Source organism: Vibrio sp. V04_P4A5T148 (assembly GCF_963875605.1).
In the GTDB taxonomy this organism is placed as follows: Bacteria; Pseudomonadota; Gammaproteobacteria; order Enterobacterales; family Vibrionaceae; genus Vibrio; species Vibrio anguillarum.
The window spans coordinates 1-22,938 of sequence record NZ_CAWNMS010000030.1 but is presented as its reverse complement, the minus strand read 5'-3'; the positions used below and the strand labels follow the sequence as shown (position 1 = coordinate 22,938).

Below are 22,938 nucleotides of genomic sequence, written 5' to 3'. Positions count from 1 at the left end.
TGATGGCTAGCCAAAGCTAGCCTAGTTAATGCCACCAATGCGGTTAAAACGCACACAAGTTGGGATCCACGAAGGTAAAACGCTATCGGCACCACGTTCAAATTCAAAACTTATCCAAATACCGACCGCTTTACCGACTAAGTTTGCTTCTGGAACAAAGCCCCAGTAACGGCTATCAGCACTGTTGTCACGGTTATCACCCATCACAAAATACTGACCTTGAGGAACAACCCATTCATTAACGCCATGGCGTGGCTGATAAGCATCAACACGATCACGACGCAATGGATTGATCAAAATCTGGTGTTCAACCTGACCTAACTTTTCATTCACTTGAATTAAAGGGATGCCATTTTGGTTGAACTCACTCTCTTCAACATTGGACAGTTTGACCTGTTTACATTCTGTTGAACCTTGAGCTTGAATACAAATCTCTTTGTTGCTGCTATAACGAACTGTGTCGCCCGGCATGCCGACCACGCGCTTGATGTAGTCAATGCTTGGTTGCGGCGGGTATTTAAACACCACGACATCACCACGCTCTGGTTTACCAGTTTCGACCAGTTGAGTACGCCATACTGGGTCTTTCAAACCGTAAGCGTATTTCTCAACTAAGATGAAGTCGCCCACCAGCAACGTCGGCATCATTGAGCCAGATGGAATCTGAAAAGGTTCGTACACAAAAGAGCGTAGCACCAGCACAAAAGCAATCACAGGGAAGATGGAAACACTGTTTTCAATCCACCAAGGTTGCGCGGAAATTTTGGCGCTGAGTTTGTCATCCAAGCCGTTGGTTTGCGCTTCAATAGCGGCCATCTTCTGTTGACGTTTTTTCGCCCACACCAACTTCTCCAGCACCCAAACTATGCCAGTCACTAATGTGACGATCACCAAGATGAGTGAAAATGTATTCGCCATGGAGTTCCCTTATCTAAAAATACGAAAGTGAAAGAGCCGAAACTCTTTCACTTAAATGGTGACTGCTGCATGCATAAGAACAAAGCAATGCTTAATCTTTACCTACGTGCAAAATGGCAAGGAAGGCTTCTTGTGGCAACTCAACATTACCAATTTGCTTCATGCGCTTCTTACCTTCTTTCTGCTTCTTAAGCAGTTTTTTCTTACGGCTAATATCACCACCGTAACATTTCGCCAGTACGTTTTTACGCAGCTGCTTCACGGTTGAACGAGCAATAATGTGGTTACCGATCGCCGCTTGAATCGCGATATCAAACATTTGGCGAGGGATAAACTCTTTCATTTTCTCAACCACTTGACGACCGCGCGTTTGCGAATTGTCTTTGTGAGTGATGATGGCTAGCGCATCCACTTTGTCACCATTTAGCAAGATATCCACACGGACCATGCTTGAAGCTTCAAAGCGTTGGAAACCATAATCAAGTGATGCATAACCACGAGAAGTTGACTTCAAGCGGTCAAAGAAATCAAGCACCACTTCGGCCATCGGTACATCATAAGTCAAGGCTACTTGGTTACCGTGATAGACCATATCAACCTGCACGCCACGTTTTTCAACGCACAACATAATGACGTTACCCAAATATTCAGAAGGGGTCAAAATGTTACAACGCGCAATCGGTTCACGAATCTCTTCAATGTCGTTCACCGCAGGCAATTTAGCAGGGCTATCAACATAAAGCATCGTGCCATCGGTCTTCTTCACTTCATAGACTACCGTTGGCGCAGTGGTGATAAGGTCAAGATCGTATTCGCGCTCTAAACGCTCTTGAATAATCTCCATGTGGAGCATACCCAAGAAACCACAACGGAAACCAAAACCAAGGGCGGCCGAACTTTCTGGCTCATAGAATAACGAGGCATCGTTTAGGCTCAGTTTACCTAACGCATCACGAAAGTTTTCGTAATCATCAGAAGAGACAGGGAAAAGCCCCGCATACACCTGCGGTTTCACTTTTTTAAAGCCTGGCAATGCTTTTTCACACGGATCTTTCGCGCTGGTCAGAGTATCACCTACAGGAGCGCCGAGAATGTCTTTAATACCACAAACCACCCAGCCCACTTCACCAGTGTTCAACATGGTTTTGTCGACTTGTTTTGGCGTAAAAATACCTAAACGGTCAATACCCCAAGTTTGGCCTGTGCTCATCACTTTAATCTTGTCATTTTTCTTCAGCGCACCATTTTTCACTCGCACTAAAGAGACAACACCTAAGTAGTTATCAAACCAAGAATCGATGATTAACGCTTGCAGCGGCGCAGCAGGATCGCCCTCAGGAGCCGGAATACCAGAAACGATTTTTTCTAGCACTTCATCCACGCCAAGGCCTGTTTTCGCAGAGCAGCGCACTGCGTCAATAGCATCAATGCCGACGATATCTTCAATTTCTTCCGCTACGCGTTCAGGCTCTGCGGCTGGCAAATCAATCTTATTTAGGATTGGGACAACTTCAAGGTCCATTTCAATGGCGGTATAACAGTTAGCCAATGTTTGCGCTTCAACGCCTTGACCAGCATCCACCACCAATAGAGCACCTTCACAGGCGGCTAAAGAACGGGAAACTTCATAAGAAAAGTCAACGTGTCCAGGAGTATCGATAAAGTTGAGCTGGTATGTCTCGCCATCGTTTGCTTTGTAATCGAGCGTCACACTCTGTGCTTTGATGGTGATGCCACGCTCACGCTCAAGGTCCATAGAGTCTAGAACTTGAGATTCCATTTCACGATCACTTAATCCACCACAAACTTGGATCAAACGGTCAGATAGGGTCGACTTACCATGGTCGATGTGGGCGATAATCGAAAAGTTACGAATGTGCTTCATAGATTTGGGATGACTAAACTCTTGAAAAAAGGGACATAAGAAAGCCACATCAAGCGGCGTTTCCATAAAGTTGGCCGATTCTACCCAATTTCGGTAGGGTTCGCATCATAAATTAGGCGATAGGTTCACCAAGGACTCGGACCAAAACCACCTCTTGCTGCGATCGTTTTTCAAGAACCACAGAGCAACGTTTGGCAATTCCGATCCCCAGCGCGATAAAAACAGCGGCCGTGATGATCACGATGCCCTCACCTAAACCGAGCCAAGGGGCCAAGAGGCTCTCACCCAGCCAAGCGCCGAACATCATCATAAAAAGCGGCACCAAATACACTAAGGCTGCCGATTGAAGCAAGCTTTTTTCGGGGAAACCGATTTCAACCGTCTGGCCTTGCTTCACTGGTTTTTTCGTATCGAGTTGCCATAACAGCGCTTTGTTACCAATCGCTTTCGATACGATCCCAGTACCACAACTTTTGGAGGACGAACAACTGCTGCAACTTGTCTGCTGCTGACAACTGAGTTCAACGTGAAACCCTTTAGCATCAGGTTGAACAGCGGTGACTGTTGCTAACGCCGTCATCATGGTTTGGTTGCCTCTGTTGAGGGCGCCGCAGGCTGGACAAACGTCACCGATTGAGCAATGCGCTGCGCCGTTGCCGGTGGAATATCACCGACCACTGAGATTTCATTGTTTCCTTTCACCACACTATGCAGGGTACGGCGACCTTGACGAACCAGTTGGCCTTTCAGCGAATGGTTGTCACTATCGGAAATATAGACAGAAAAACTAAATAGCCCATCACTGAACATCTGGCTCTCTACCAAACGCTCAGTAATCGCCATGCGGTAACGGTTAAGCTCTTTGGGTTCAAAGCCTTCAGGTTTCCAACTCACTTGCCAAAAACTTTCCGTAAGGTTGCCTTTCGGTAACGTTAATACCTCGGGTAACTCAACGTCATTTAGCCCTTGCATCGCCTGCGCTAATTTGTCGCTAATGGCATAAGAGATAGTGCGATATTGCTCAAGCACCTCGCCGTCGCGATCGACTAAATCAGCTCGCAATGGCAAGTTACTGGTTTCATCTACCCACAAAATATAGGAATAGCGTAAGCCATCTTTCGGCACCACTCGTACCACTTGGCAAGCCGTACCCGCTTCACGTGCACGGCCAACTTTGACGAAATCGTAGTAACGGCCTAATTCGGTGACATTGCTGGTTAGCATCGGAATCGTCGGCGCAACCATAGTGCTTGACTCAATGGTGAACGGTTCTACCCCAGGTTCAATGTAGCTCACTTCATTGCCACGGCGAATCACTTCACGGATCGGGCCGCTGAGATAAACGAGATGCGCAAATTGCTGATCGCCTTGACTTGCATGACGATACAGCAGTGGATCGATGCTGTTTTTCTTAATCAGAATGTAAGACAGCTCATAATTTAAATGCTGACTGGCCTCGTTCATTTGAAGCAACAAAGCCTCTGCAGGTTGGTCTTCTGCAAAGGCTAATGTAGAGTTCAAACTGAACAGCGCCAGTGCACTGATCAGGAATTTATTCATTCAACTACCGATTCAAGTACATCGTTATGTGGGCTTGCACTTTCACTGTTCAGGCGAAGTTGCAGCTCGTAGTCTTGCAATAATGCGTTTACGCGGCGACGTTGTTCTTGCACGCGGCTTTCGCTGGTTTGGCGCTCTACTGAATCACGCGTTAAGCTCACTGGCTCTGCGCTGCCAGCCAACGGAATGGTTTGCAGTACGGGTAATTGGTCGTTTTGATTCACCCCTGAATCACGGCCACCGTATTGTTGAACACCTAAAATCACCACAAACGACACACACGCAGCAACCGCAACCTGGCCAAATTGGGAAAGCCAAGCCGGTAACTGCCGACGAGCTTGAGCTGGCGTCAGCTGAGACTCACGGCTTGCATCACGAAAATCAATAACCGAAGCAGATTGTAAACGACTGTGTGCGGGTTCGTCATCCAATGCTAGCGCAACGCTCTGTGCAATATCCCACTCAGCTCGGACTGGGGCATCTCCACGCATCACATCACCAACCAAATGGTAATTTTTCCACGTTTGCAAACTTTCTTGGTCGAGCTCTAATTCTTGAATGAGCGCTTTATCGACCATTTCCCCATCCATGAGTGCTGAAAGTCTTTCTTTGTCAGCCATTATTTATTCACCATTTTCGTTACCAGTTTGAGCGCTATAAAAGAGGTTTAATCTTCTTTTCTACCGCTTCACGAGCACGGAAGATGCGAGAACGCACCGTTCCTACAGGACAATCCATGACTTCTGCTATTTCCTCGTAACTTAAACCATCCAGTTCACGCAAGGTCATCGCAGTTTTCAAATCTTCAGGCAACGCTTCTATCGCACCAAAAACGACCCGCTGCAATTCTTTCGACAACGTAATGTTCTCAGGGTTCGATATTTCTTTTAATGCGTTGCCACTTTCGTAATATTCAGCATCTTCAGCATCAACATCGCTAGCGGGCGGTCTACGACTTTGGGCTACAATGTGATTCTTAGCGGTATTAACAGCAATACGGTATAGCCAAGTGTAAAAGGCACTCTCTCCGCGAAAACTTGGGATAGCCCGATACGCTTTGATGAACGCTTCTTGTGCGACATCGGCTACATCTCCGGAATTGCTCACATACCGAGAAATAAGGTTGCAGACTTTATTTTGGTACCTTAAAACCAAAAGGTTAAATGCTTGCTTATCTCCACTCTGAACTCGCTCAATCAATACTTGATCGGTCAGCTGCTCGTTCATTCGAGCCTGTACTCCTATTGTTATTCCCCTTACCTTCTCAGATATGGGCATTCATTATGCAAAATGTAGTATTGACACCACCGCTTACATGAGCACTATTGTGACTCAGGGGAGAATAGAAAGTTCCATTCTGTCTAAAAATATTTGCCAAGCATTATTCAATAAATGTGATCTAATTTCACTATAGGGGATCCCCAATATAGTGAGGGTCGATAAGACGAAAGACAATGGCATTTACAAAGTATTGCATCAAATCTTTCTCTACTGCTATTGGCTTGAAGCCATAGCGATACCGTTAGTGGATAAACCTTGCGGCTGAATCACTTCAAGAGTATAGATAGATGCAATGCATATTTAAAATGAGAGTTGGACAACTCTACTCTAGTTCGGGAATTTGAAAGTTTTATGAACGCAAACCGTGAACATCTATGCGATGTATTAGTCGTAGGCAGTGGCGCAGCGGGTTTATCGCTCGCACTACGCGTAGCAAAACACAGTAAAGTCATTGTACTGAGTAAGGGACCACGCAGTGAAGGTGCCACTTATTACGCCCAAGGGGGGATTGCTGCTGTTTTTGACGAATCAGACAGTATTGAGTCACACGTCGAAGACACTCAAATTGCGGGCGCAGGGATCTGTGAAGAGGATACTGTCCGTTTCATCGCCGAGCATGCTAAAGAGTGTGTTCAGTGGCTCATTGATGGCGGCGTTCCTTTTGACAGAGAAGAGAATGACAGTGATGAAGCACCTCGCTATCACTTAACTCGTGAAGGCGGCCATAGTCATCGCCGCATCTTGCACGCGGCTGACGCCACTGGCATGGCAATGCAAACCTCCTTGCAAGACAATGTTCATAATCACCCCAACATTACTATCCTTGAACGTCACAATGCACTGGATTTAATCACCGAAGATAAAATCGGTGGTGATAAAAAAAGAGTGGTTGGCGCTTATATTTGGAACCGCAATGAGGAACACGTTGAAACGATCCGCGCTAAGTTTGTCGTTTTAGCCACGGGCGGCGCCTCAAAAGTGTATCAATATACCTCTAACCCTGATGTTTCCTCAGGTGATGGTATCGCAATGGCGTGGCGTGCAGGATGCCGAGTGGCGAACCTTGAGTTCAATCAATTCCATCCAACTTGTCTTTTCCACCCTGAAGCACGTAATTTCCTACTAACAGAAGCACTACGTGGCGAAGGCGCTTTTTTAAGACGCCCAGACGGTTCACGATTCATGCTCGATTTTGATGAACGTGCCGAATTGGCTCCTCGTGATATCGTGGCTCGCGCCATCGACTATGAGATGAAGCGTTTAGGTGCTGATTGTATGTATCTGGACATCAGCCACAAACCGGCCGATTTTATTGAAAAACATTTCCCAACCATTTATACACGCTTGATGGATTTGGGCATTGATATGACCAAAGAGCCGATTCCGATTGTTCCTGCGGCGCACTACACTTGTGGTGGCGTTATTGTCAATAAACAAGGTAAAACGGATCTGCATAACCTGTATGCTATCGGAGAAGTTAGCTACACCGGTTTGCACGGTGCTAACCGAATGGCGTCGAACTCTCTATTAGAATGCGTCGTTTATGCCTGGTCAGCGGCAAAGGATATTTTAAAAGGATTACCAACGGCTCAGCTCCCACCAAGCTTACCCGGTTGGGATGAAAGTAAGGTCAATAACTCTGATGAAGAGGTCGTAATCCAACATAACTGGCATGAACTGCGCCTATTTATGTGGGATTACATGGGGATTGTCCGCACAGATAAGCGCTTAGAGCGAGCACTACGCCGCATTCAATTACTGCAACAAGAAACCCACGAATACTATAGTCATTTCCGCGTTTCAAATAACCTGCTTGAGCTGCGTAACTTACTGCAAGTGGCAGAGCTGATGGTGCGTTGTGCTATGCAACGTAAAGAGAGCCGCGGTTTGCACTACACGCTCGATTATCCAGAGTTAGCCGAAAATAGTGGCCCAACGATCCTAACGCCAGACGAGTAACCTCGCCAACGATCATCTGTTAGCGTCAAGTTGACCGAATGAATAAAGGAGCATTTATCGCTCCTTTATTGTTGGTGATTGGTTATGGGTAACCTGCCGAAGCTGCACCAATAAACGGCGATAATCCGCTTCCACACAACTGTCGCGCCACACTAGATAGCGCTTACCTTGTTGTGCATAAATGATCAACACCATAAACGCAAACTGTGTAGAAACCTTTTCAATGGACAGGTTCTGGTCGGCACATTGCCACTCACCGTGACTCGTGAGCTTGAATTGGCCGATTAAGCTAGGGACTAACAGTGAGGTACTCTTTTGCGCGGTGATAAGAGGTGCGTAAAATAAGGGGAGCGTTACAAGTGGAATCGGCGATATCAATAATGCCCACACGGCTATCATCAAAAAAATGAAGTTAGTAATGCGGGCAAAATGGGAAGGAAATAATACGAAATTAACGCACTTTACTGAGGTTGTGGGCAACAATTTTATCCACCATGGCCGCATGCCCAAGATTTTCGCTACGACCATGCCCCATGATCCAAGTAAATAGATCAGGGTCGTCAGACTCAAGTAGGGAAACGAAATCTCGTTGCTCATTTTCATTCAGAGAATCAAAGCACTCTTCAAAGAACGGCATCACAACCACATCGAGCTCTAACATTCCACGACGGCATGCCCACTTGATTCTTGCTTTTTCTTCAGTGGTGTACATCGGTTTTCCTCACCTTATGTTTATTTGCGTTGAGTGTATCAACTGGATGAAGATACAACTAGTAGATGAGTCACAGTCCCTGTTCAAGCTGACAAAAAAAAATTTCCGGATTAACATGGGGCTCAAGATTCTCTTTAGGTAACGACTATGGACTGGCAAAACACATTGACACCTCTCGCAGTAACCGCCAATGGCTCACTTCCACCACTGATGCTGACTCATCTTGCATCCTGGGGCGCTATCATCATTTCAGGCAATGATAAAAAAGCCTATTTGCAAGGCCAAGTGACCTGTAATGTCGTCACTCTTGAACCAACACAGTCAACCTTAGGCGCCCATTGTGATGCGAAAGGCAAAGTATGGTCCGTCTTTCGCCTGTTCCATCATCACGATGGTTATGCGATGTTCCAGCCTTTATCAGCGATAGAGGCTGAATTAAGAGAGCTGAAAAAATACGCTATTTTTTCTAAGGTCAATATCAGCCAGAGTCAAGACGTCGCACTGGGCGTTATGGGCGAACAAGCTGAGCAATATATCAACACATTAACGACAGATGAAGGTGAGGTGCGTTTGATTGACGGTGGTAGCGCCATCAAAATTTCATCCCAACGTTGGCTATTACTTGTTTCAGAGCAAACCGCGCAACAGCTCATGACGCAAAGTGAAGCACTGAAAGTCACCGAGGAAACGTGGACTCGCTTTGATATCGAAGAAGCAGTCCCCATCCTTGGTCAAGCGGATCAAAATGAGCACATACCGCAAGCCGTTAATCTTCAGGCCTTTAATGGTATCAGCTTTAATAAAGGGTGTTATACAGGCCAAGAAACCGTCGCTCGCGCTAAATATCGAGGTATTAATAAGCGTGCAATGTACATCCTTCAAGGCAACATTGAGCAACCGCTAAGTAATGATCAACCAATCATGATCGAACGCTCAGTTGGAGAAAACTGGCGTAGTGCTGGGCAATTAATGGTTCATTACACGTTTGCTGATAATACCGCTATCGGTTTAATAGTCTTACCAAACAATCTCGAGCCAGAAACTGAGTTTCGTCTTGCAAGCCAACCAAACACTCGTTGGTTTATGCAAGCTCTCCCCTACTCTCTTACTGACGAATAAGCTTCTTCCTCATATTGACCATGCGCCTCTTTACGAGGCGTATGCTTTCTAACACTCGCCTATCTCGAATAAATTTCAGGAAAAAGAATGCAACAATGTAATCCATTACATTGACGCGTGATCGCTCTCTAAATCACACAACATTAGAGGTGAATTTTTAGTCATTATTGAAACATAAATAGTCATCAGGTTTATTTTGACGTACTCTTAACAATGCTGGTCAGGACAAACGAGAAGTTGTCCTGACCAGCAAAAAAGTGAATCCACTGATTGTTTCAGGACATCCACTTTTTGTGTAATGCATCTGTGACTATTCGCCCGCCTATTATTTAAGCGGGCTTTTTTTTAGGCTATTCTTAACCAAAATTTAACACTTTCCATAAACAGCAGCTATTCTTTAAAGTGTAATATTTGTCGTGCTTAATATGCACCAAGTGAATGGTGCACTGAGCATTTTTTGTTAGCACTATTTTGAGGAGATAATCACGCAAACATGGGTATTTATCCAACATTTTGCCTACGGCAGCACAAATATCCAAAAGAGTCATCAATAACTGCATATTCCTCTATGGCAATCACACTATTAGAGGCGCAATTTATTTATAATTTGCAGTGTTAGAATAACAGAAGGATCGAAGTATGAGACTGTTTAAGCGCTATACGCCAGGTATGATAGCTAAACACGTAAGTCGGCTTTTTAAAGGAAGAATCTATATTTACGGGGTTGGAAAATTTGAATTCGATAATGGCAAACTGATCTTGCCAGAGCGCGCAGACAAGCGCCACTTTCAGACGGTGAAGGAAGTGAATCAGGAAATCATGAGACTACGCTGCGCCTACGCATAATACGAGTTTCATTAAAGAATTTTAAAAGGGTTGGCCATAAGCCAGCCCTTTTGCCATCATTAGGTTAATCACTGTTAGGGCTCAAGCAGCACCATTTTACTCTTGGCAAGATCAGGTAAATCACCTTTTAAACCCAGTGCTCTTTTCATAATCTCATCTTTGGCTCCAGGAAGTTGTCCAGCCAACTGCATGCCAATGCCACGGATCAGTTTCTTCGCCGGGTTATCACCTTCAAAAAGATCTTTGAAACCTTGCATCGCGGCAATCATTTTGGCTGCTTCTGTTTTTCGCCAACGTTCATAACCTCGCAAATTTTTGAGCAAGCCAATATCTTCACCTTGATGCCACAACGCAAGTAGTTCTTGAGCTAAGCTTGCAGCATCAAGTAAACCTAAATTAACACCTTGCCCGGCTAGCGGATGGATGGTGTGCGCCGCATCACCAACGAGTGCGATTCGTTGTAAAGCAAAATCTCGGGCATAACGCATTTTAAGTGGGAAAGCAGCACGTTCACCGACCACCTCACACAAACCTAAACGATGATCAAACTCAGCGGTCAGTATCTTATTGAATTCGAGCTCAGACAGGCTGAGCAAGCGCTGCGCTCGGTTGGGCTCTGTAGACCAAACGATTGAGCTCATATGAGGATCAGACATAGGTAAAAAGGCCAGCGGACCTTGTGGTGTAAACACTTGCCTTGCCGTCGATTGATGTGGTTCCACCGTGCGGACATTTGCCACCAGCGCACTGTGTCCATAATCCCAATGGGTTAATGGAATGTCTTGCTGCTGACGAACCCAAGAGTTTGCGCCATCGGCTCCTACTATCAATTTTGCGGTGAGTGATTGACCGTTATCGAGCGTTAGCCACGCTTCACTTTCTCCGACAGCCAACGATTGGCATTGAGCGGGCATAAAGAGTGTCACATTCGCTTGCTTTTGTACTTGTTCGAGTAAGGCTAATTGAATGACGCGGTTCTCAACAATGTGTCCCAGATCCGGCTGAGTCATTTGATTGGCACTAAATTCGATCCGCGCAAAACTATCGCGTTCCCACACTTCCATCGCCGAATAAGGCGCAGCGCGACGAGAAATGATGCCTTGCCATGCACCAAGGTTTCGCAACATGATTTCACTGGAACGGCTTAAGGCGGAGACTCGCACATCCGGCAGCTCTGCCAGTTCAAGGCTAGGTACTCGGCCCTCAATCACGGCGATGCGCAGTTCGCTATGCTTTAATGCGGCGGCCAGTGCAAGGCCAACCATTCCGCCACCCACAATGACAATATCGACACTTTGCATCATATACAGACCCTTTTATCTATTCACTACGCCAAGCGTTCGGCGCAGTAGCGGCATTTTCAGCCACGGTAAATTATCCATCACCATGAGGCCTACATTGCGACCAATACGAGTGGTTAACCAATCATTGGAAAAGAGATGCACCAGGGATGATGTCAGCTTAATGGTGGCATCACGATCCGCTTCTCGGCGTTGGGAAAAAGCTTGTAAACCGCGATAGCAGCCAACATCGGCTTGCTGCTTGATAAGCTCATCCGCCAAGCTTGCCACATCTCGAATACCTAAGTTAAAACCTTGTCCCGCAATCGGATGTAATGTCTGAGCGGCATTGCCCACAATGGCAAAACGATGTGAAATGTTCTGCTCTCGATAACGCAGTTGTAATGGATAGCAGGCACGAGTGCCCACTTTATTCATTCGCCCTAAACGCCAACCAAACACATCTTGAAGCTGTGCTAAAAAAACCTCATCACTGAGTGAAAAAACTTGCTGGGCTTTCGCGGGAGGTAAACACCAAACTAAAGAGAGTCGATTATCACTCATTGGTAATAACGCGACAGGACCATCGGCGGTAAATCGTTCAAACGCTCGTCCTTGGTGAGCTTTTGAGCTCACAACATTAGCAATAACCGCGACCTGTTCAAAATCATGCTCTTGTTGGATGAGGCCGATTTGCTCGCAGCAGGTCGATATAGCCCCATCAGCTGCGACCAATAACTTAGCTTGGATCGTTCGTTGATCGTTAAGGGTGACAGTGACCTTATCCATACTGCGTTCCACTTGCTGAACCGCGCTTGGGCAAAATAACTCAATATGCGGGCTCTGCTGCATTTTTTGCGCGTAAATCTGCCCAACATCGGCTAATTCAACCACGTAACCTAATGCTTCTAAATCGAGTTGCTGGCAAGTGATATCAGTCATCCCAATATGAGACCGATCCGACACATGAATATGTGTAATTGGGGTGGTGACCTCTTGTAGCGACTGCCACAAGGAGAGATTCTGCAAAATTTGCACGCTACCGTAGGATAAAGCAATTGAACGCGAATCAAAGCCGGGATGGGCGAGCTTACCATCCAGCGGATGCGCTTCGACCACAGCAATCGCAAGCTTTCCTTGAGAAAGCGTATCTAAGGCCAACGCCAGTGTTGCACCGGCCATCGCCCCACCAGCGATAATCACATCAAATTGCTTCACAGTCATCTCTCTTTAATGCACGGTCGGCTGAGTTTCTTGTAGAGGTTTGATACCAAATTCAGCATGAATTGTTAACACACAAGCTTTTATATGCTCGATGACGTGTTCCAAAAGTTGAGCTTGCTCATCTAAGTCATCCTCTTCATCGATACCGAGCTTGGCAATTTCTTCTAGATCAGCCAAGGCCTCTTTAGTCTCTGCGGACGCTTTTTTCAAAACAACCCCAATCAAGCCAAGCCCAGAAATAAAGTGATTTACCCAGTCGGCTACGCCATCAGCCAAATCAAATACACTGGCACTCGCCTCTTCATCTGGCAACAGTAGTGACAACTCCATCCCGCTACCAGTGAGCTCTTCGATTGTAAAGGTGAGTACTTGTTCAGCCAATGTCAACGGACGATCTGGCCAACCCATACCTTCGTTAGTGTAATCAAAAATAAGTGGCTGCCAGCTCTTATCATTTAAGCCCAGACCACCGGCCAGCATACCCGTTAGCAACCCATGCAACTCAGCAGGGTTAACCGCCAGTGCTGCAGATTGAAGGGCAGTGGCAAGAGAAAGATAATCCGGTAGTTTTTTTTCGCTCATGGGAAGCTCGTAATAAAATCAAATAAGCGCGATCCTACCACTTAGCTTCCAATGCGAAAATGCTCAAAGCGTTAATTGTGGGTAGCTTTTACTCAATTTGCCTAATAACTGTGTTTTTAGTCCCTCATTTTTTACTGCTCGCTTTGAAAAGCTTGAATCTTAGGGCCGCTTTACCTATAGTTTCCACCTCGATGGGCATGTGAGTGGCACCATCTTAGACAGCGCGATAAGAGTTCATCCATCATGAGTAATCAAGCGGTAGACGTAGAAATTTTAGGAAAATTGACTCGTGTGAATTGCCCTGCGGGACAAGAGCAGTCTTTAATCCAAGCGGCGCAAGATCTTGATAACCGATTGAAAGAGATGGCAGAGCGTACTAAAGTTACCAATGAGGTAAAGCTACTCACGATTGCTGCGCTCAACATTTGTTATGAATTGCAAACCAAAAACAATGAGAGCCTAGGCCAACAAAATCAATTAACCGAGCGCATGGAACAGCTCGCTGCATCTCTTGAAGATGCCATCAGTAAAGTGAAGCTAGGACAGCAGTAGTCTTTACCAGCGTAACCAAATTTACCCTAGAGTGTTTGTCAGCCGGATTTAAGTCCCTGAGCCGATAAGCAACACCAAAGGGTTAGTACTTGGTAGCTATTGAGCAAGCTCGGCTCGTACCGAGAAGCCTGCGGTTACCATTGCTGATCCGCCTTGAACCAGCTGGTTCAAGGGCCAAAATCCGCAACGGCACTCTGGGGTATCCTTATGCAAAACACTCGACACACACTTCGTCAAGTCATCCGCCAGCGGCGTAAACAGCTATCACCTGCGCAGCAAAAACACGCTTCAATTGAACTTGTCTCTCGTTTTTCAACACTGCCTGAAGTTTTAACGAGTCAGCACATTGCCCTCTACTTGGCAACCGATGGTGAGCTTGAAACACAACCGCTCATAGCGTGGTTATGGCAACAAGGCAAACAGACCTATCTTCCCGTTTTACACCCATTCTCGAGTGGGAATTTATTGTTCTTGCGCTATGATGCTCAAACCATAATGACGCGAAATAAATACGGCATTGCCGAACCCAAGCTCAATCAAACATTGATCAAACCAGTAAATGAGCTAGATATCATCTGCACACCATTGGTGGCATTTGATCAAACAGGGCAAAGGCTCGGGATGGGCGGCGGCTATTATGATCGTACGTTAGAAGCTTGGTTTAAAACGGGTAAAGGTGCCCTACCCATAGGCTTAGCTCATGATTGCCAACAAGTGACTCATCTGCCGAGCGAAGCATGGGATATACCTTTACCTCAAATAGTGACTCCAAGCCAAATCTGGCAATGGGAATCATAAATTATTGAGGCTATAATCGCCCCGCAACATTACCGTCACTATAAATCGATATCAGGAGATTGGCATGACTCAAGATGAAATGAAAAAAGCCGCCGGCTGGGCCGCACTCAAATATGTAGAAAAAGGCAGCATCGTTGGTGTGGGTACGGGTTCAACGGTGAATCACTTCATTGATGCACTGGGTTCGATTAAAGATGATATTAAAGGTGCGGTTTCAAGTTCTATCGCCTCAACAGAGAAGCTAAAAGGCCTAGGTATTGAAGTGTTCGACTGCAATGATGTTGATCAACTCGATATTTATGTTGATGGCGCAGATGAAATCAACCCTGCGCGCGATATGATCAAAGGCGGCGGCGCTGCGCTCACTCGAGAAAAAATCGTTGCCGCGATTGCGGATAAATTCATTTGTATCGTTGATGGTACAAAAGCGGTCGATGTTCTAGGTCAATTCCCACTTCCAGTTGAAGTGATCCCAATGGCGCGCTCTTATGTGGCACGTCAACTGGTTAAACTTGGTGGTGATCCAGCCTATCGCCATGGCGTAATAACGGATAACGGTAACGTTATCTTGGATGTGCACGGATTAAAAATTACTGATGCCAAAGCATTAGAAGATAAAATTAATGGGATTGTCGGCGTAGTAACCGTTGGTTTATTCGCTCACCGAGGTGCTGATGTCGTCATCACTGGCACGGAAAATGGTGCCAAAATCGAAGAGTAAGTCACAAAATAAGGCTACTTTCCGTTATTTCATTACAAACGGCACCCATGGGTGCCGTTTTTCTTCGCTATGCCCTAGAAAATCATGCCTTATTTCGTAATTTTCTTACCCAAAACAAAAAAAGTTTGTTACTTTATTGGTCAGAAGACGCACAAGGAAAACGTTTGTCTTCCAACAAAATGGTTAATCTTCCTCTTTACATTAGCCCTTTTGCTTTATGTGCGCCGTGTTTGCCCACCTTCCCATTTTTAAGGACGAGAATAATGGCCAAAGTTTCACTCGAAAAAGACAAAATCAAAATCTTACTCCTCGAAGGGCTACACCCTTCAACGGTTGAAGTACTGCAATCTGCCGGTTACAGCAATATTGAGTATCACAAAGGTTCTCTGGGTGATGAACAACTGCTCGAAGCGGTGAAAGATGCTCACTTCATCGGAATTCGTTCGCGCACTAATTTGACTGAAGCGGTAATCAACGCGGCAGAGAAGTTGGTTGCTATCGGCTGCTTCTGCATTGGCACCAACCAAGTTGACCTGAATGCAGCCGCAAAACGCGGTATTCCTGTCTTTAATGCACCATTTTCGAATACTCGCAGTGTTGCTGAACTCGTTTTAGGCCAAACACTGCTACTACTGCGTGGGATTCCTGAAAAAAATGCATTGGCACATCGTGGTATTTGGAAAAAAAGTGCTGATAACTCTTATGAGGCACGCGGTAAACGCTTAGGTATTATTGGCTATGGCCACATTGGTACCCAGCTCGGTATCATTGCCGAAAACCTCGGTATGCAAGTCTATTTCTATGACATAGAAAACAAACTCTCACTCGGTAATGCAACGCAAATACATACCATGAGTGAACTACTGAATAAATGTGATGTCATTTCTCTGCATGTGCCTGAAACTCCAGATACTAAAAATATGATGGGTAAAGAAGAGTTTGCACGCATGAAGCCTGGCTCTATCTTTATCAACGCAGCACGCGGAACGGTAGTCGACATTCCCGCACTCTGCGATGCATTGGCATCAAACCATCTAGCTGGCGCGGCAATAGATGTATTTCCAGAAGAACCCGCCACAAACTCTGAACCTTTTGAATCCCCACTGATGCATTTTGATAATGTCATTCTGACACCGCACATTGGTGGCTCAACTCAAGAAGCACAAGAAAATATCGGTATTGAAGTAGCCGGTAAGTTGGCAAAATATTCAGATAACGGCTCAACCTTATCAAGCGTGAACTTCCCTGAAGTATCGCTGCCAATTCACCGTGATAGTTCGCGTTTACTGCATATTCACGAAAACCGTCCGGGTATTCTGACACAAATCAACACCATCTTCGCCGAAGAAGGGATCAATATCGCCGCTCAATATTTACAAACGTCAGCGGATATCGGTTATGTAGTGATTGACGTAGAAACCGCTCGCTCTGCGGAAGCTCTGACTAAGCTGAAAAGCATCAGCGGCACCATTCGTGCGCGTATTCTTCACTAAGCACTTCTCCAGTAAAAGCACCAAACGACAAAAAGGCCACATAAAATGTGGCCTTCCTTATTTCGATAGGGAGCTCGGTAAATTAAGCTTTAAGCGCTCGCTCCCCGCGAGCAATACCTACCACGCCACTTCGCGCGACTTCGATTACTTCAGTGACTTCCGACAACGCTTGAATAAAGGCATCGAGTTTTTCGCTGGTTCCAGCAAGCTGCACAGTATATTGCGCCGCAGTGACATCTACGATCTGCCCACGGAAAATATCAGCCGTACGTTTCACTTCGGCGCGCGCAAAGCCGCTGGCTTTGACTTTCACCATCATCAGCTCACGTTCAATGTGTTCACACTCAGACACTTCTTGCACTTTAAGCACATCAATCAACTTATGCAGTTGCTTTTGAATTTGTTCAAGTTGCATTTCATCGGTCTTAGTGGTGATGTTTAAGCGTGACAATGTTGCATCATCGGTTGGCGAAACCGTTAGTGATTCAATGTTATAACCACGTTGAGAAAATAGACCAACAACGCGAGACAAAGCTCCCGATTGGTTTTCCATTAATATTGAAATAATGTGTCTCATATTATGTTCTCTCCGTTTTGCTTAACCACATTTTGTCCATCCCTTCGCCTTTAATTTGCATTGGGTAGACGTGCTCCGTTTCATCCACATTAATATCAACAAAAACCAATCGATCTTTCATATCGAGTGCTTTTTTAAGCCCGGCTTCAAGTTCATCAGGCTGTGAGATACGGATGCCAACGTGGCCATAAGCTTCTGCAATTGCTGCAAAATCGGGAACAGAACTCATATAAGAATTAGAGTGACGTCCTTGGTAAATAATATCTTGCCACTGTTTTACCATGCCAAGAAAACGGTTGTTTAAGTTAATAATTTTCACTGGAATATCATATTGCAACGCGGTGGAAAGCTCTTGGATATTCATTTGAATACTGCCATCCCCAGTGACAATCACTACCTCTTCTTCTGGCATGGCAAATTTAACCCCCATTCCAGCGGGTAAACCAAATCCCATGGTGCCCAAACCGCCAGAGTTGATCCAACGACGAGGCTTATTGAATGGATAATAAAGTGCGGCGAACATTTGGTGCTGACCAACATCGGAGGCCACATATGCGTCTCCATTAGTCAGTTTATGTAAAGTTTCAATCACTTGCTGCGGCTTAATGCGTTCGCTGGATTTCTCATAAGCTAGGCATTGGCGGTCGCGCCAGCTTTGGATATCTTGCCACCATAGTTCAAGCGCCTGCGAATCATTACAGCCACCTTGCTCAGAGAGCAATTGCAGCATAGTTTCCAGTACTTGTTCGGCTGATCCCACTATCGGCAGATCGACTGGCACATTTTTAGAGATCGACGAAGGATCAATGTCAATGTGCATGATCTTAGCGTTCGGGCAATACTTTTCTAGATTATTGGTTGTACGGTCATCAAAACGCACGCCAATACCGAAAATCAAATCCGCATTGTGCATCGCCATATTGGCTTCATACATGCCATGCATTCCAAGCATGCCTAACGCATTTTTATGCGTCCCAGGGAAAGCACCAAGCCCCATTAACGTGCTGACTACGGGTAAATTGAGCGTTTCAGCCAGTTGTAAAATGTGCTGATCTGCGCCTGAAATAACAGCGCCACCACCAATGTACAATACGGGTTTTTTGGCTGCTAACAACGCTTTTAGCGCCTTTTTAATTTGCCCTTTATGACCAGAAGTAGTTGGGTTGTATGAGCGCAGTTTGATCGACTCAGGATACGTGTAAGGGAGTTTGATCTGAGGATTCATCACATCTTTAGGCAGATCGATCACGACCGGCCCCGGGCGCCCTGTTGAGGCAATATAAAAGGCTTTCTTAATGGTTTCAGGAATATCTTCAGCTTTTTTTACAAGAAAACTGTGTTTGACGATCGGACGAGAAACCCCAACGATGTCACATTCTTGAAACGCATCGTTACCAATGAGGTTATTTGGCACGTTGCCTGAAATAACAATCATTGGAATTGAGTCCATGTAAGCGGTAGCAATCCCTGTGACGGTATTCGTCGCCCCTGGGCCAGAACAAACAAGTACCACACCCGTTTTTCCGGTTGCTCGAGCATAGCCATCTGCCATGTGCGTGGCCGCTTGCTCGTGGCGAACAAGGACATGTTTAATTTGGTCGGTTTTTGCGTGCAGCGCATCGTAAATATCAAGAACGGAACCACCTGGGTATCCAAATATTTGCTCTACACCTTCTTCGATCAGAGATTGAACCACCATCTCTGCGCCAGATAACATCTGTTGATTGGATTGCGTTGCCATTTTTTCTCCTTACCAGTACCCAACACATGGTCAGTCAATGGGCCTGGTTTTACATAGTTTAGGGCTTATTTGTAGCCTAATTCGAAAACTTTCCACTTTCGGCTATGTCTTGCTTTTGTCATAACAAAAAACAAGGTAACGCAACAACTGTAACTCTTTCTTATCATCGGGTCGAACGCCAAATAGCGCACACTTTGGCAAATGTTTGGTTAAATGGAATTTTATTAGGTAACTATCGTAAAACTGGTATTAAAAACAGCTCAATCCATGAGTAATTAGCAAAAATAAAGCAAAAAATATTACCATGCAGCAATGTAGCGTTATGAGGAAGCGAGGTTTAACTTCCGTCGTAATATAAAAAATCCCCCACGCTTTATCTGAAAAGCAAGTGGAGGATTTTTAAACAATGAAAAAACTATCTTAAGATAATCTTACTCACCTTTAGTCTTTTCTTTGTACATTTCCTCGATTTCATCTTGGTAACGATCACTAATGACTTTTCTACGCAGTTTCTGAGTCGGCGTCAGCTCACCTTTGTCCATTGAAAAAGCCTTAGGTAATAATTTAAACTTTTTCACCTGCTCAAATTTGGCTAGCTCTTTTTGCAAATCATTGACTCGTTTTTCCAGCATCTCAACCACTTGGTTGTTCTTGATAAGATCTAATCTGTCATGATATTTGATGTTGAGCTCTTTGGCGTAAACCTCCAAGCTGTCATAACAAGGTACAATTAAAGCCGATACAAATTTACGTGTGTCAGCAATCACCGCAATCTGTTCAATAAAGTGATCTTTACCAATCGCTCCCTCAATAACTTGTGGCGCAATGTATTTACCACCGGAGGTTTTCATCAGCTCTTTGATACGATCAGTGATGAAGACATTACCTTGCTCATCAATGTGCCCAGCATCTCCTGTTTTGAGAAAACCTTGTTCATCGAATGCTAACGCCGTTTCTTCTGCCATTTTATAGTAGCCGCGCATAACCATTGGTCCGCGAACAAGAATTTCATTGTTGTCACCGATTTTGACCTGAGCTCCTGGCATCGACATGCCTATTGAATCAGGATTAAAACACCGGTCATCCCAACAAGAAACCGTTGCTGTGGTTTCCGTCATGCCATAACCCAACTTCACGTTAATGCCAATGGCATGGAAAAATCGGCCGATGGTTTCATCTAATTTCGCGCCACCGCAAGGCATGAAATTAATCCGCCCACCAAGCAATGCACGCAATTTAGACAACACGATTTTATCCGCTAACGCGTAACTCTTTTTCAGCATGAAGGATGGTTGGCGCTTTTCTTGATGACAAAGAGCCATCTTAGCCCCCATATTGACCGCCCAAGTAAACAGCACTTTTCGATGCAACGGCGCTTTCGAGACTTTTTCGTGAATAGCGGAGAAAATTTTCTCGTAGAAGCGAGGAACGGCACACATTACCGTTGGCTTTAGCTCACTCAATGCATCACGTACTTGCATCGTATCCTGCAAATAACAGTTAGTTGCACCGCTGTAAAGAATGTAAAAAGTCCACGCCCGTTCAAACACGTGTGACAATGGTAAAAAACAGAGTGACACATCATCCTTAGAGATGTTTAACCGCTCATCATGCCCTTCAAGCTGAGCGCCAATATTACGGTAATCAAGCATCACGCCTTTAGGTTGACCTGTGGTGCCAGAGGTATAGATGAGCGTCAGCAGATCATCCATATTCGCCTGTTCAAGGCGAGACTCTAATTCCGCTTGCTGGCCATCTGTATTTTGTTCAATAAAAGTCTGCCAATGGATGCCATGTTGAAAACTTTTTAGATCAATGCCATCACTCATGGCGACAATTAATTCAAGCTGTTCGCACTCATCAAAAAAATCCAGTGCCGCATCGTATTGTGCCTGTTCACCGACCAAGAGCACTTTGACATCAGCATCTTGAATAATATAACTGGCCTGCGCTGGCGTATTAGTTGGATAAATAGGTACCGTAACGGCTCTTAACTGCAAAGTAGCCAAGTCAGCTATTGTCCACTGCGGCATGTTATTCGAAAAAATCCCGACTTTATCTTGGATTTTTATACCTTGCGTTAAAAGTGCAAGTGACATCGCATCGATACGTTGACCAAATTGCTTCCAGCTGATCCCATGCCACTCTTTCTCTATTTTGTGTTTTAGAGCAATGCACTCGCCACCTTTGACAATCTGTTCACGAATTCTTTTTACGATATGGAAATTTAAATTGGGCATCTTTTTTACCTGTAGCTTACACATGTAAGCTTTTTGAGCGCACAAGTGTACATTTAGAAGCAAAAAAGGCAACTGACGGATGTCAAAGTTATCAATTAATTCTACAGACAAAAAAGCCCTGAATGGATATAACCAATTCAAGGCTCAAAGAGGAGTATCACTAAGTTTAGATCACCGTACAAATTAACGGGTAAACGTTAGTTTAATGCAACAACTTCGCCGCAAATCATCATTAACTGATCACGCAGCCAAATATGGCCTTTGTCTTTTTCACTAGACTCATGCCAACTGAGATAACCACTGATTTGACCATTTGCAAATGGGAAATCGAGGATTTGTAACTGATCTCGGTTAGCCGCATTCTCAACCATCCAACGAGGTGCAATCGTCACCAACTCAGATTGTCCGACCACATAAAGCACGTTGCTCAAACTGGTCCCTTCATAATAAGGAACACAGTCTAATTCGCGATATGCTTGCTCAGAAAAACTACGTTGCCCATGGATGCGAGATAACTTCGCATGCTTTTCAGCTGTTAGGCTATCAGCGTTAACAGAGCCATTGATGCGTGGATGAGACTTAGATGCCACCACCACTAATTCATCTTGGAAAATTTCCGTACTGGAGAACCCTTGTTCATCAAAACGCGCGTAATCAATCACAAAATCGATCTCTTGGTAACGCATACGCTCGGCTAACAAACGGTTAAATTCCGCATCAAGATGAAGTTGGACCAAAGGCGCTTGTTCATGAACTGATGACATAATTTTCGGCGCGAAACGCATATCACAAGGACTGCAAATCGCTAATTTAAATAAGCGGGTTGATGTTTCAGGAGAAAACACCGAACTTGGCAGTTCATTACGGATTAATTGCAGTGCTTGACGCATCGGACCGAACAGTTGACGTGCACGTTGAGTAGGTTGAATACCTCGCCCTTGTCGCATAAACAGTTCATCATTAAACATTACCTTCAAACGCGCTACAGCATTGCTGACTGCTGGCTGAGACATACCCAAATTATGAGCGGCACGGGTAATATTTTGCTCTTGCATTACTGCATCAAAAACCGTCAGCAGGTTTAAATCTACACCACGTAATGTGCTTTCCATGCGGTAACTAGCAATAGCGCTCATTGCATCTTTTTTATCTAACATTTTTGGGACGCCTCTTGTTGTTATCGTCAATACCGTAAAAGTAATTTTTTAGAATAGATAACCTGCCATTTATTATATTTACCCAGACACAACTGGGTGGAGGCTACTATCTGCTAAGCATTTATCGATTGGCAACAAGATTGATAAAATATCAGTTTTTTTTATCCAAACAAAAAGATTGTCCTTATTTATCAGTACGATGTATTTTTATAAAAAACCATAAAACAGAAAAATTTATGCATTTTATTCAAAACATTGAATCAAGTGATGAATAACAAGCCTTCACCTTGATA

The 22,938-nt window shown here is 45.0% G+C and carries 22 protein-coding genes and 1 other RNA gene; 8 read left to right on the top strand and 15 right to left on the bottom strand.

Annotated features, from left to right (window positions below; translation table 11 throughout):
• Nucleotides 1–21: 21 nt before the first annotated feature.
• The 6 genes from lepB to rpoE all read right to left on the bottom strand — a co-directional run bounded on the left by lepB (nt 22) and on the right by rpoE (nt 5,590).
• Nucleotides 22–918, bottom strand: a complete 897-nt coding sequence (lepB, locus tag AACT18_RS05790; protein ID WP_094124698.1) for a signal peptidase I — start codon at nt 916–918, stop codon at nt 22–24.
• A gap of 91 nt (nt 919–1,009) precedes the next feature.
• On the bottom strand, nt 1,010–2,803 hold the full coding sequence (lepA, locus tag AACT18_RS05785) for a translation elongation factor 4 (protein WP_026027281.1): 1,794 nt from the start codon (nt 2,801–2,803) through the stop codon (nt 1,010–1,012).
• Nucleotides 2,804–2,915: 112 nt separating this feature from the next.
• Complete coding sequence (locus AACT18_RS05780; RefSeq protein ID WP_017046485.1) at nt 2,916–3,386, bottom strand: SoxR reducing system RseC family protein; 471 nt, start codon at nt 3,384–3,386, stop codon at nt 2,916–2,918.
• On the bottom strand, nt 3,383–4,363 hold the full coding sequence (gene rseB, locus AACT18_RS05775) for a sigma-E factor regulatory protein RseB (RefSeq protein WP_017042688.1): 981 nt from the start codon (nt 4,361–4,363) through the stop codon (nt 3,383–3,385). The genes AACT18_RS05780 and rseB overlap by 4 nt, the downstream gene beginning before the upstream one ends.
• Nucleotides 4,360–4,983 (bottom strand): sigma-E factor negative regulatory protein, encoded by a 624-nt coding sequence (locus AACT18_RS05770; protein WP_094124697.1) that lies wholly within the window; start codon nt 4,981–4,983, stop codon nt 4,360–4,362. The genes rseB and AACT18_RS05770 overlap by 4 nt, the downstream gene beginning before the upstream one ends.
• A gap of 34 nt (nt 4,984–5,017) precedes the next feature.
• On the bottom strand, nt 5,018–5,590 hold the full coding sequence (gene rpoE / locus AACT18_RS05765; protein WP_026027282.1) for an RNA polymerase sigma factor RpoE: 573 nt from the start codon (nt 5,588–5,590) through the stop codon (nt 5,018–5,020).
• 405 nt (nt 5,591–5,995) lie between these two features.
• On the opposite strand from rpoE, the gene nadB reads away from it, so the two are divergent.
• Nucleotides 5,996–7,603 (top strand): L-aspartate oxidase, encoded by a 1,608-nt coding sequence (nadB, locus tag AACT18_RS05760; protein ID WP_017046483.1) that lies wholly within the window; start codon nt 5,996–5,998, stop codon nt 7,601–7,603.
• A 54-nt stretch (nt 7,604–7,657) separates the two neighbouring features.
• Here nadB and AACT18_RS05755 read toward each other — a convergent pair whose 3' ends face one another.
• The gene (locus AACT18_RS05755) at nt 7,658–8,107 is read right to left on the bottom strand and encodes a protein YgfX (RefSeq protein ID WP_331415636.1); all 450 of its coding nucleotides are present in this window, start codon (nt 8,105–8,107) and stop codon (nt 7,658–7,660) included.
• Nucleotides 8,055–8,315 (bottom strand): FAD assembly factor SdhE, encoded by a 261-nt coding sequence (locus AACT18_RS05750; RefSeq protein ID WP_010319812.1) that lies wholly within the window; start codon nt 8,313–8,315, stop codon nt 8,055–8,057. Before AACT18_RS05750 ends, AACT18_RS05755 begins: the two co-directional genes overlap by 53 nt.
• Nucleotides 8,316–8,462: 147 nt before the next feature.
• On the opposite strand from AACT18_RS05750, the gene ygfZ reads away from it, so the two are divergent.
• Nucleotides 8,463–9,434 carry a tRNA-modifying protein YgfZ gene (ygfZ, locus tag AACT18_RS05745; protein ID WP_094124696.1) on the top strand — a complete coding sequence of 324 codons (972 nt, stop codon included), beginning with the start codon at nt 8,463–8,465 and terminating at the stop codon, nt 9,432–9,434.
• Nucleotides 9,435–10,073: 639 nt separating this feature from the next.
• Entirely contained in the window at nt 10,074–10,280 is a 207-nt protein-coding gene (locus AACT18_RS05740) for a DUF1107 domain-containing protein (protein WP_010319814.1), read from the top strand.
• 74 nt (nt 10,281–10,354) lie between these two features.
• Here the strand turns inward: AACT18_RS05740 and AACT18_RS05735 are convergent, their stop codons facing one another.
• The 3 genes from AACT18_RS05735 to AACT18_RS05725 are packed head-to-tail and all read right to left on the bottom strand — an operon-like array spanning nt 10,355 to nt 13,366.
• Complete coding sequence (locus tag AACT18_RS05735) at nt 10,355–11,584, bottom strand: FAD-dependent 2-octaprenylphenol hydroxylase (RefSeq protein WP_081245346.1); 1,230 nt, start codon at nt 11,582–11,584, stop codon at nt 10,355–10,357.
• Nucleotides 11,585–11,596: 12 nt separating this feature from the next.
• Complete coding sequence (gene ubiH / locus AACT18_RS05730; RefSeq protein WP_176428368.1) at nt 11,597–12,778, bottom strand: 2-octaprenyl-6-methoxyphenyl hydroxylase; 1,182 nt, start codon at nt 12,776–12,778, stop codon at nt 11,597–11,599.
• 12 nt (nt 12,779–12,790) lie between these two features.
• Nucleotides 12,791–13,366 (bottom strand): YecA/YgfB family protein, encoded by a 576-nt coding sequence (locus AACT18_RS05725; RefSeq protein ID WP_017046479.1) that lies wholly within the window; start codon nt 13,364–13,366, stop codon nt 12,791–12,793.
• Between the two features lie 243 nt (nt 13,367–13,609).
• Here AACT18_RS05725 and AACT18_RS05720 point away from each other — a divergent pair, with 243 nt between their 5' ends.
• From AACT18_RS05720 to serA, 5 genes are all read left to right on the top strand, one after another.
• Nucleotides 13,610–13,918, top strand: a complete 309-nt coding sequence (locus tag AACT18_RS05720; RefSeq protein WP_010319818.1) for a cell division protein ZapA — start codon at nt 13,610–13,612, stop codon at nt 13,916–13,918.
• A 20-nt stretch (nt 13,919–13,938) separates the two neighbouring features.
• A non-coding RNA gene (gene ssrS / locus AACT18_RS05715) (6S RNA) lies at nt 13,939–14,123 on the top strand.
• Between the two features lie 2 nt (nt 14,124–14,125).
• Nucleotides 14,126–14,716, top strand: coding sequence for a 5-formyltetrahydrofolate cyclo-ligase (locus AACT18_RS05710; protein ID WP_026028314.1), 591 nt, complete (start codon nt 14,126–14,128; stop codon nt 14,714–14,716).
• Nucleotides 14,717–14,780: 64 nt separating this feature from the next.
• Complete coding sequence (gene rpiA / locus AACT18_RS05705) at nt 14,781–15,437, top strand: ribose-5-phosphate isomerase RpiA (RefSeq protein ID WP_010319820.1); 657 nt, start codon at nt 14,781–14,783, stop codon at nt 15,435–15,437.
• A gap of 263 nt (nt 15,438–15,700) precedes the next feature.
• Entirely contained in the window at nt 15,701–16,930 is a 1,230-nt protein-coding gene (gene serA, locus AACT18_RS05700; RefSeq protein WP_026028313.1) for a phosphoglycerate dehydrogenase, read from the top strand.
• Between the two features lie 82 nt (nt 16,931–17,012).
• Here serA and ilvN read toward each other — a convergent pair whose 3' ends face one another.
• The 4 genes from ilvN to leuO form a co-directional block, all read right to left on the bottom strand.
• Nucleotides 17,013–17,507 (bottom strand): acetolactate synthase small subunit, encoded by a 495-nt coding sequence (ilvN, locus tag AACT18_RS05695; protein ID WP_010319822.1) that lies wholly within the window; start codon nt 17,505–17,507, stop codon nt 17,013–17,015.
• Between the two features lies 1 nt (nt 17,508).
• Nucleotides 17,509–19,248, bottom strand: coding sequence for an acetolactate synthase 3 large subunit (locus tag AACT18_RS05690; RefSeq protein ID WP_088732859.1), 1,740 nt, complete (start codon nt 19,246–19,248; stop codon nt 17,509–17,511).
• A 431-nt stretch (nt 19,249–19,679) separates the two neighbouring features.
• Nucleotides 19,680–21,488: an AMP-dependent synthetase/ligase gene (locus AACT18_RS05685; protein ID WP_026028312.1), complete on the bottom strand. Its 1,809-nt coding sequence runs from the start codon at nt 21,486–21,488 to the stop codon at nt 19,680–19,682.
• A 197-nt stretch (nt 21,489–21,685) separates the two neighbouring features.
• Nucleotides 21,686–22,645 carry a transcriptional regulator LeuO gene (gene leuO, locus AACT18_RS05680; RefSeq protein ID WP_026027287.1) on the bottom strand — a complete coding sequence of 320 codons (960 nt, stop codon included), beginning with the start codon at nt 22,643–22,645 and terminating at the stop codon, nt 21,686–21,688.
• Nucleotides 22,646–22,938: the final 293 nt, after the last annotated feature.

What these genes read in the sequence shown, in the direction of transcription:
- lepA (WP_026027281.1), bottom strand. Translation starts at nt 2,803, where the DNA reads ATGAAGCACATTCGTAACTTTTCGATTATCGCCCACATCGACCATGGT.
- rpoE (WP_026027282.1), bottom strand. Translation starts at nt 5,590, where the DNA reads ATGAACGAGCAGCTGACCGATCAAGTATTGATTGAGCGAGTTCAGAGT.
- ygfZ (WP_094124696.1), top strand. Translation starts at nt 8,463, where the DNA reads ATGGACTGGCAAAACACATTGACACCTCTCGCAGTAACCGCCAATGGC.
- AACT18_RS05755 (WP_331415636.1), bottom strand. Translation starts at nt 8,107, where the DNA reads ATGCGGCCATGGTGGATAAAATTGTTGCCCACAACCTCAGTAAAGTGC.
- rpiA (WP_010319820.1), top strand. Translation starts at nt 14,781, where the DNA reads ATGACTCAAGATGAAATGAAAAAAGCCGCCGGCTGGGCCGCACTCAAA.
- rseB (WP_017042688.1), bottom strand. Translation starts at nt 4,363, where the DNA reads ATGAATAAATTCCTGATCAGTGCACTGGCGCTGTTCAGTTTGAACTCT.
- AACT18_RS05770 (WP_094124697.1), bottom strand. Translation starts at nt 4,983, where the DNA reads ATGGCTGACAAAGAAAGACTTTCAGCACTCATGGATGGGGAAATGGTC.
- AACT18_RS05780 (WP_017046485.1), bottom strand. Translation starts at nt 3,386, where the DNA reads ATGATGACGGCGTTAGCAACAGTCACCGCTGTTCAACCTGATGCTAAA.
- nadB (WP_017046483.1), top strand. Translation starts at nt 5,996, where the DNA reads ATGAACGCAAACCGTGAACATCTATGCGATGTATTAGTCGTAGGCAGT.
- AACT18_RS05735 (WP_081245346.1), bottom strand. Translation starts at nt 11,584, where the DNA reads ATGATGCAAAGTGTCGATATTGTCATTGTGGGTGGCGGAATGGTTGGC.
- AACT18_RS05685 (WP_026028312.1), bottom strand. Translation starts at nt 21,488, where the DNA reads ATGCCCAATTTAAATTTCCATATCGTAAAAAGAATTCGTGAACAGATT.
- ilvN (WP_010319822.1), bottom strand. Translation starts at nt 17,507, where the DNA reads ATGAGACACATTATTTCAATATTAATGGAAAACCAATCGGGAGCTTTG.
- AACT18_RS05690 (WP_088732859.1), bottom strand. Translation starts at nt 19,248, where the DNA reads ATGGCAACGCAATCCAATCAACAGATGTTATCTGGCGCAGAGATGGTG.
- AACT18_RS05740 (WP_010319814.1), top strand. Translation starts at nt 10,074, where the DNA reads ATGAGACTGTTTAAGCGCTATACGCCAGGTATGATAGCTAAACACGTA.
- AACT18_RS05710 (WP_026028314.1), top strand. Translation starts at nt 14,126, where the DNA reads ATGCAAAACACTCGACACACACTTCGTCAAGTCATCCGCCAGCGGCGT.
- AACT18_RS05720 (WP_010319818.1), top strand. Translation starts at nt 13,610, where the DNA reads ATGAGTAATCAAGCGGTAGACGTAGAAATTTTAGGAAAATTGACTCGT.
- lepB (WP_094124698.1), bottom strand. Translation starts at nt 918, where the DNA reads ATGGCGAATACATTTTCACTCATCTTGGTGATCGTCACATTAGTGACT.
- AACT18_RS05750 (WP_010319812.1), bottom strand. Translation starts at nt 8,315, where the DNA reads ATGTACACCACTGAAGAAAAAGCAAGAATCAAGTGGGCATGCCGTCGT.
- serA (WP_026028313.1), top strand. Translation starts at nt 15,701, where the DNA reads ATGGCCAAAGTTTCACTCGAAAAAGACAAAATCAAAATCTTACTCCTC.
- AACT18_RS05725 (WP_017046479.1), bottom strand. Translation starts at nt 13,366, where the DNA reads ATGAGCGAAAAAAAACTACCGGATTATCTTTCTCTTGCCACTGCCCTT.
- leuO (WP_026027287.1), bottom strand. Translation starts at nt 22,645, where the DNA reads ATGTTAGATAAAAAAGATGCAATGAGCGCTATTGCTAGTTACCGCATG.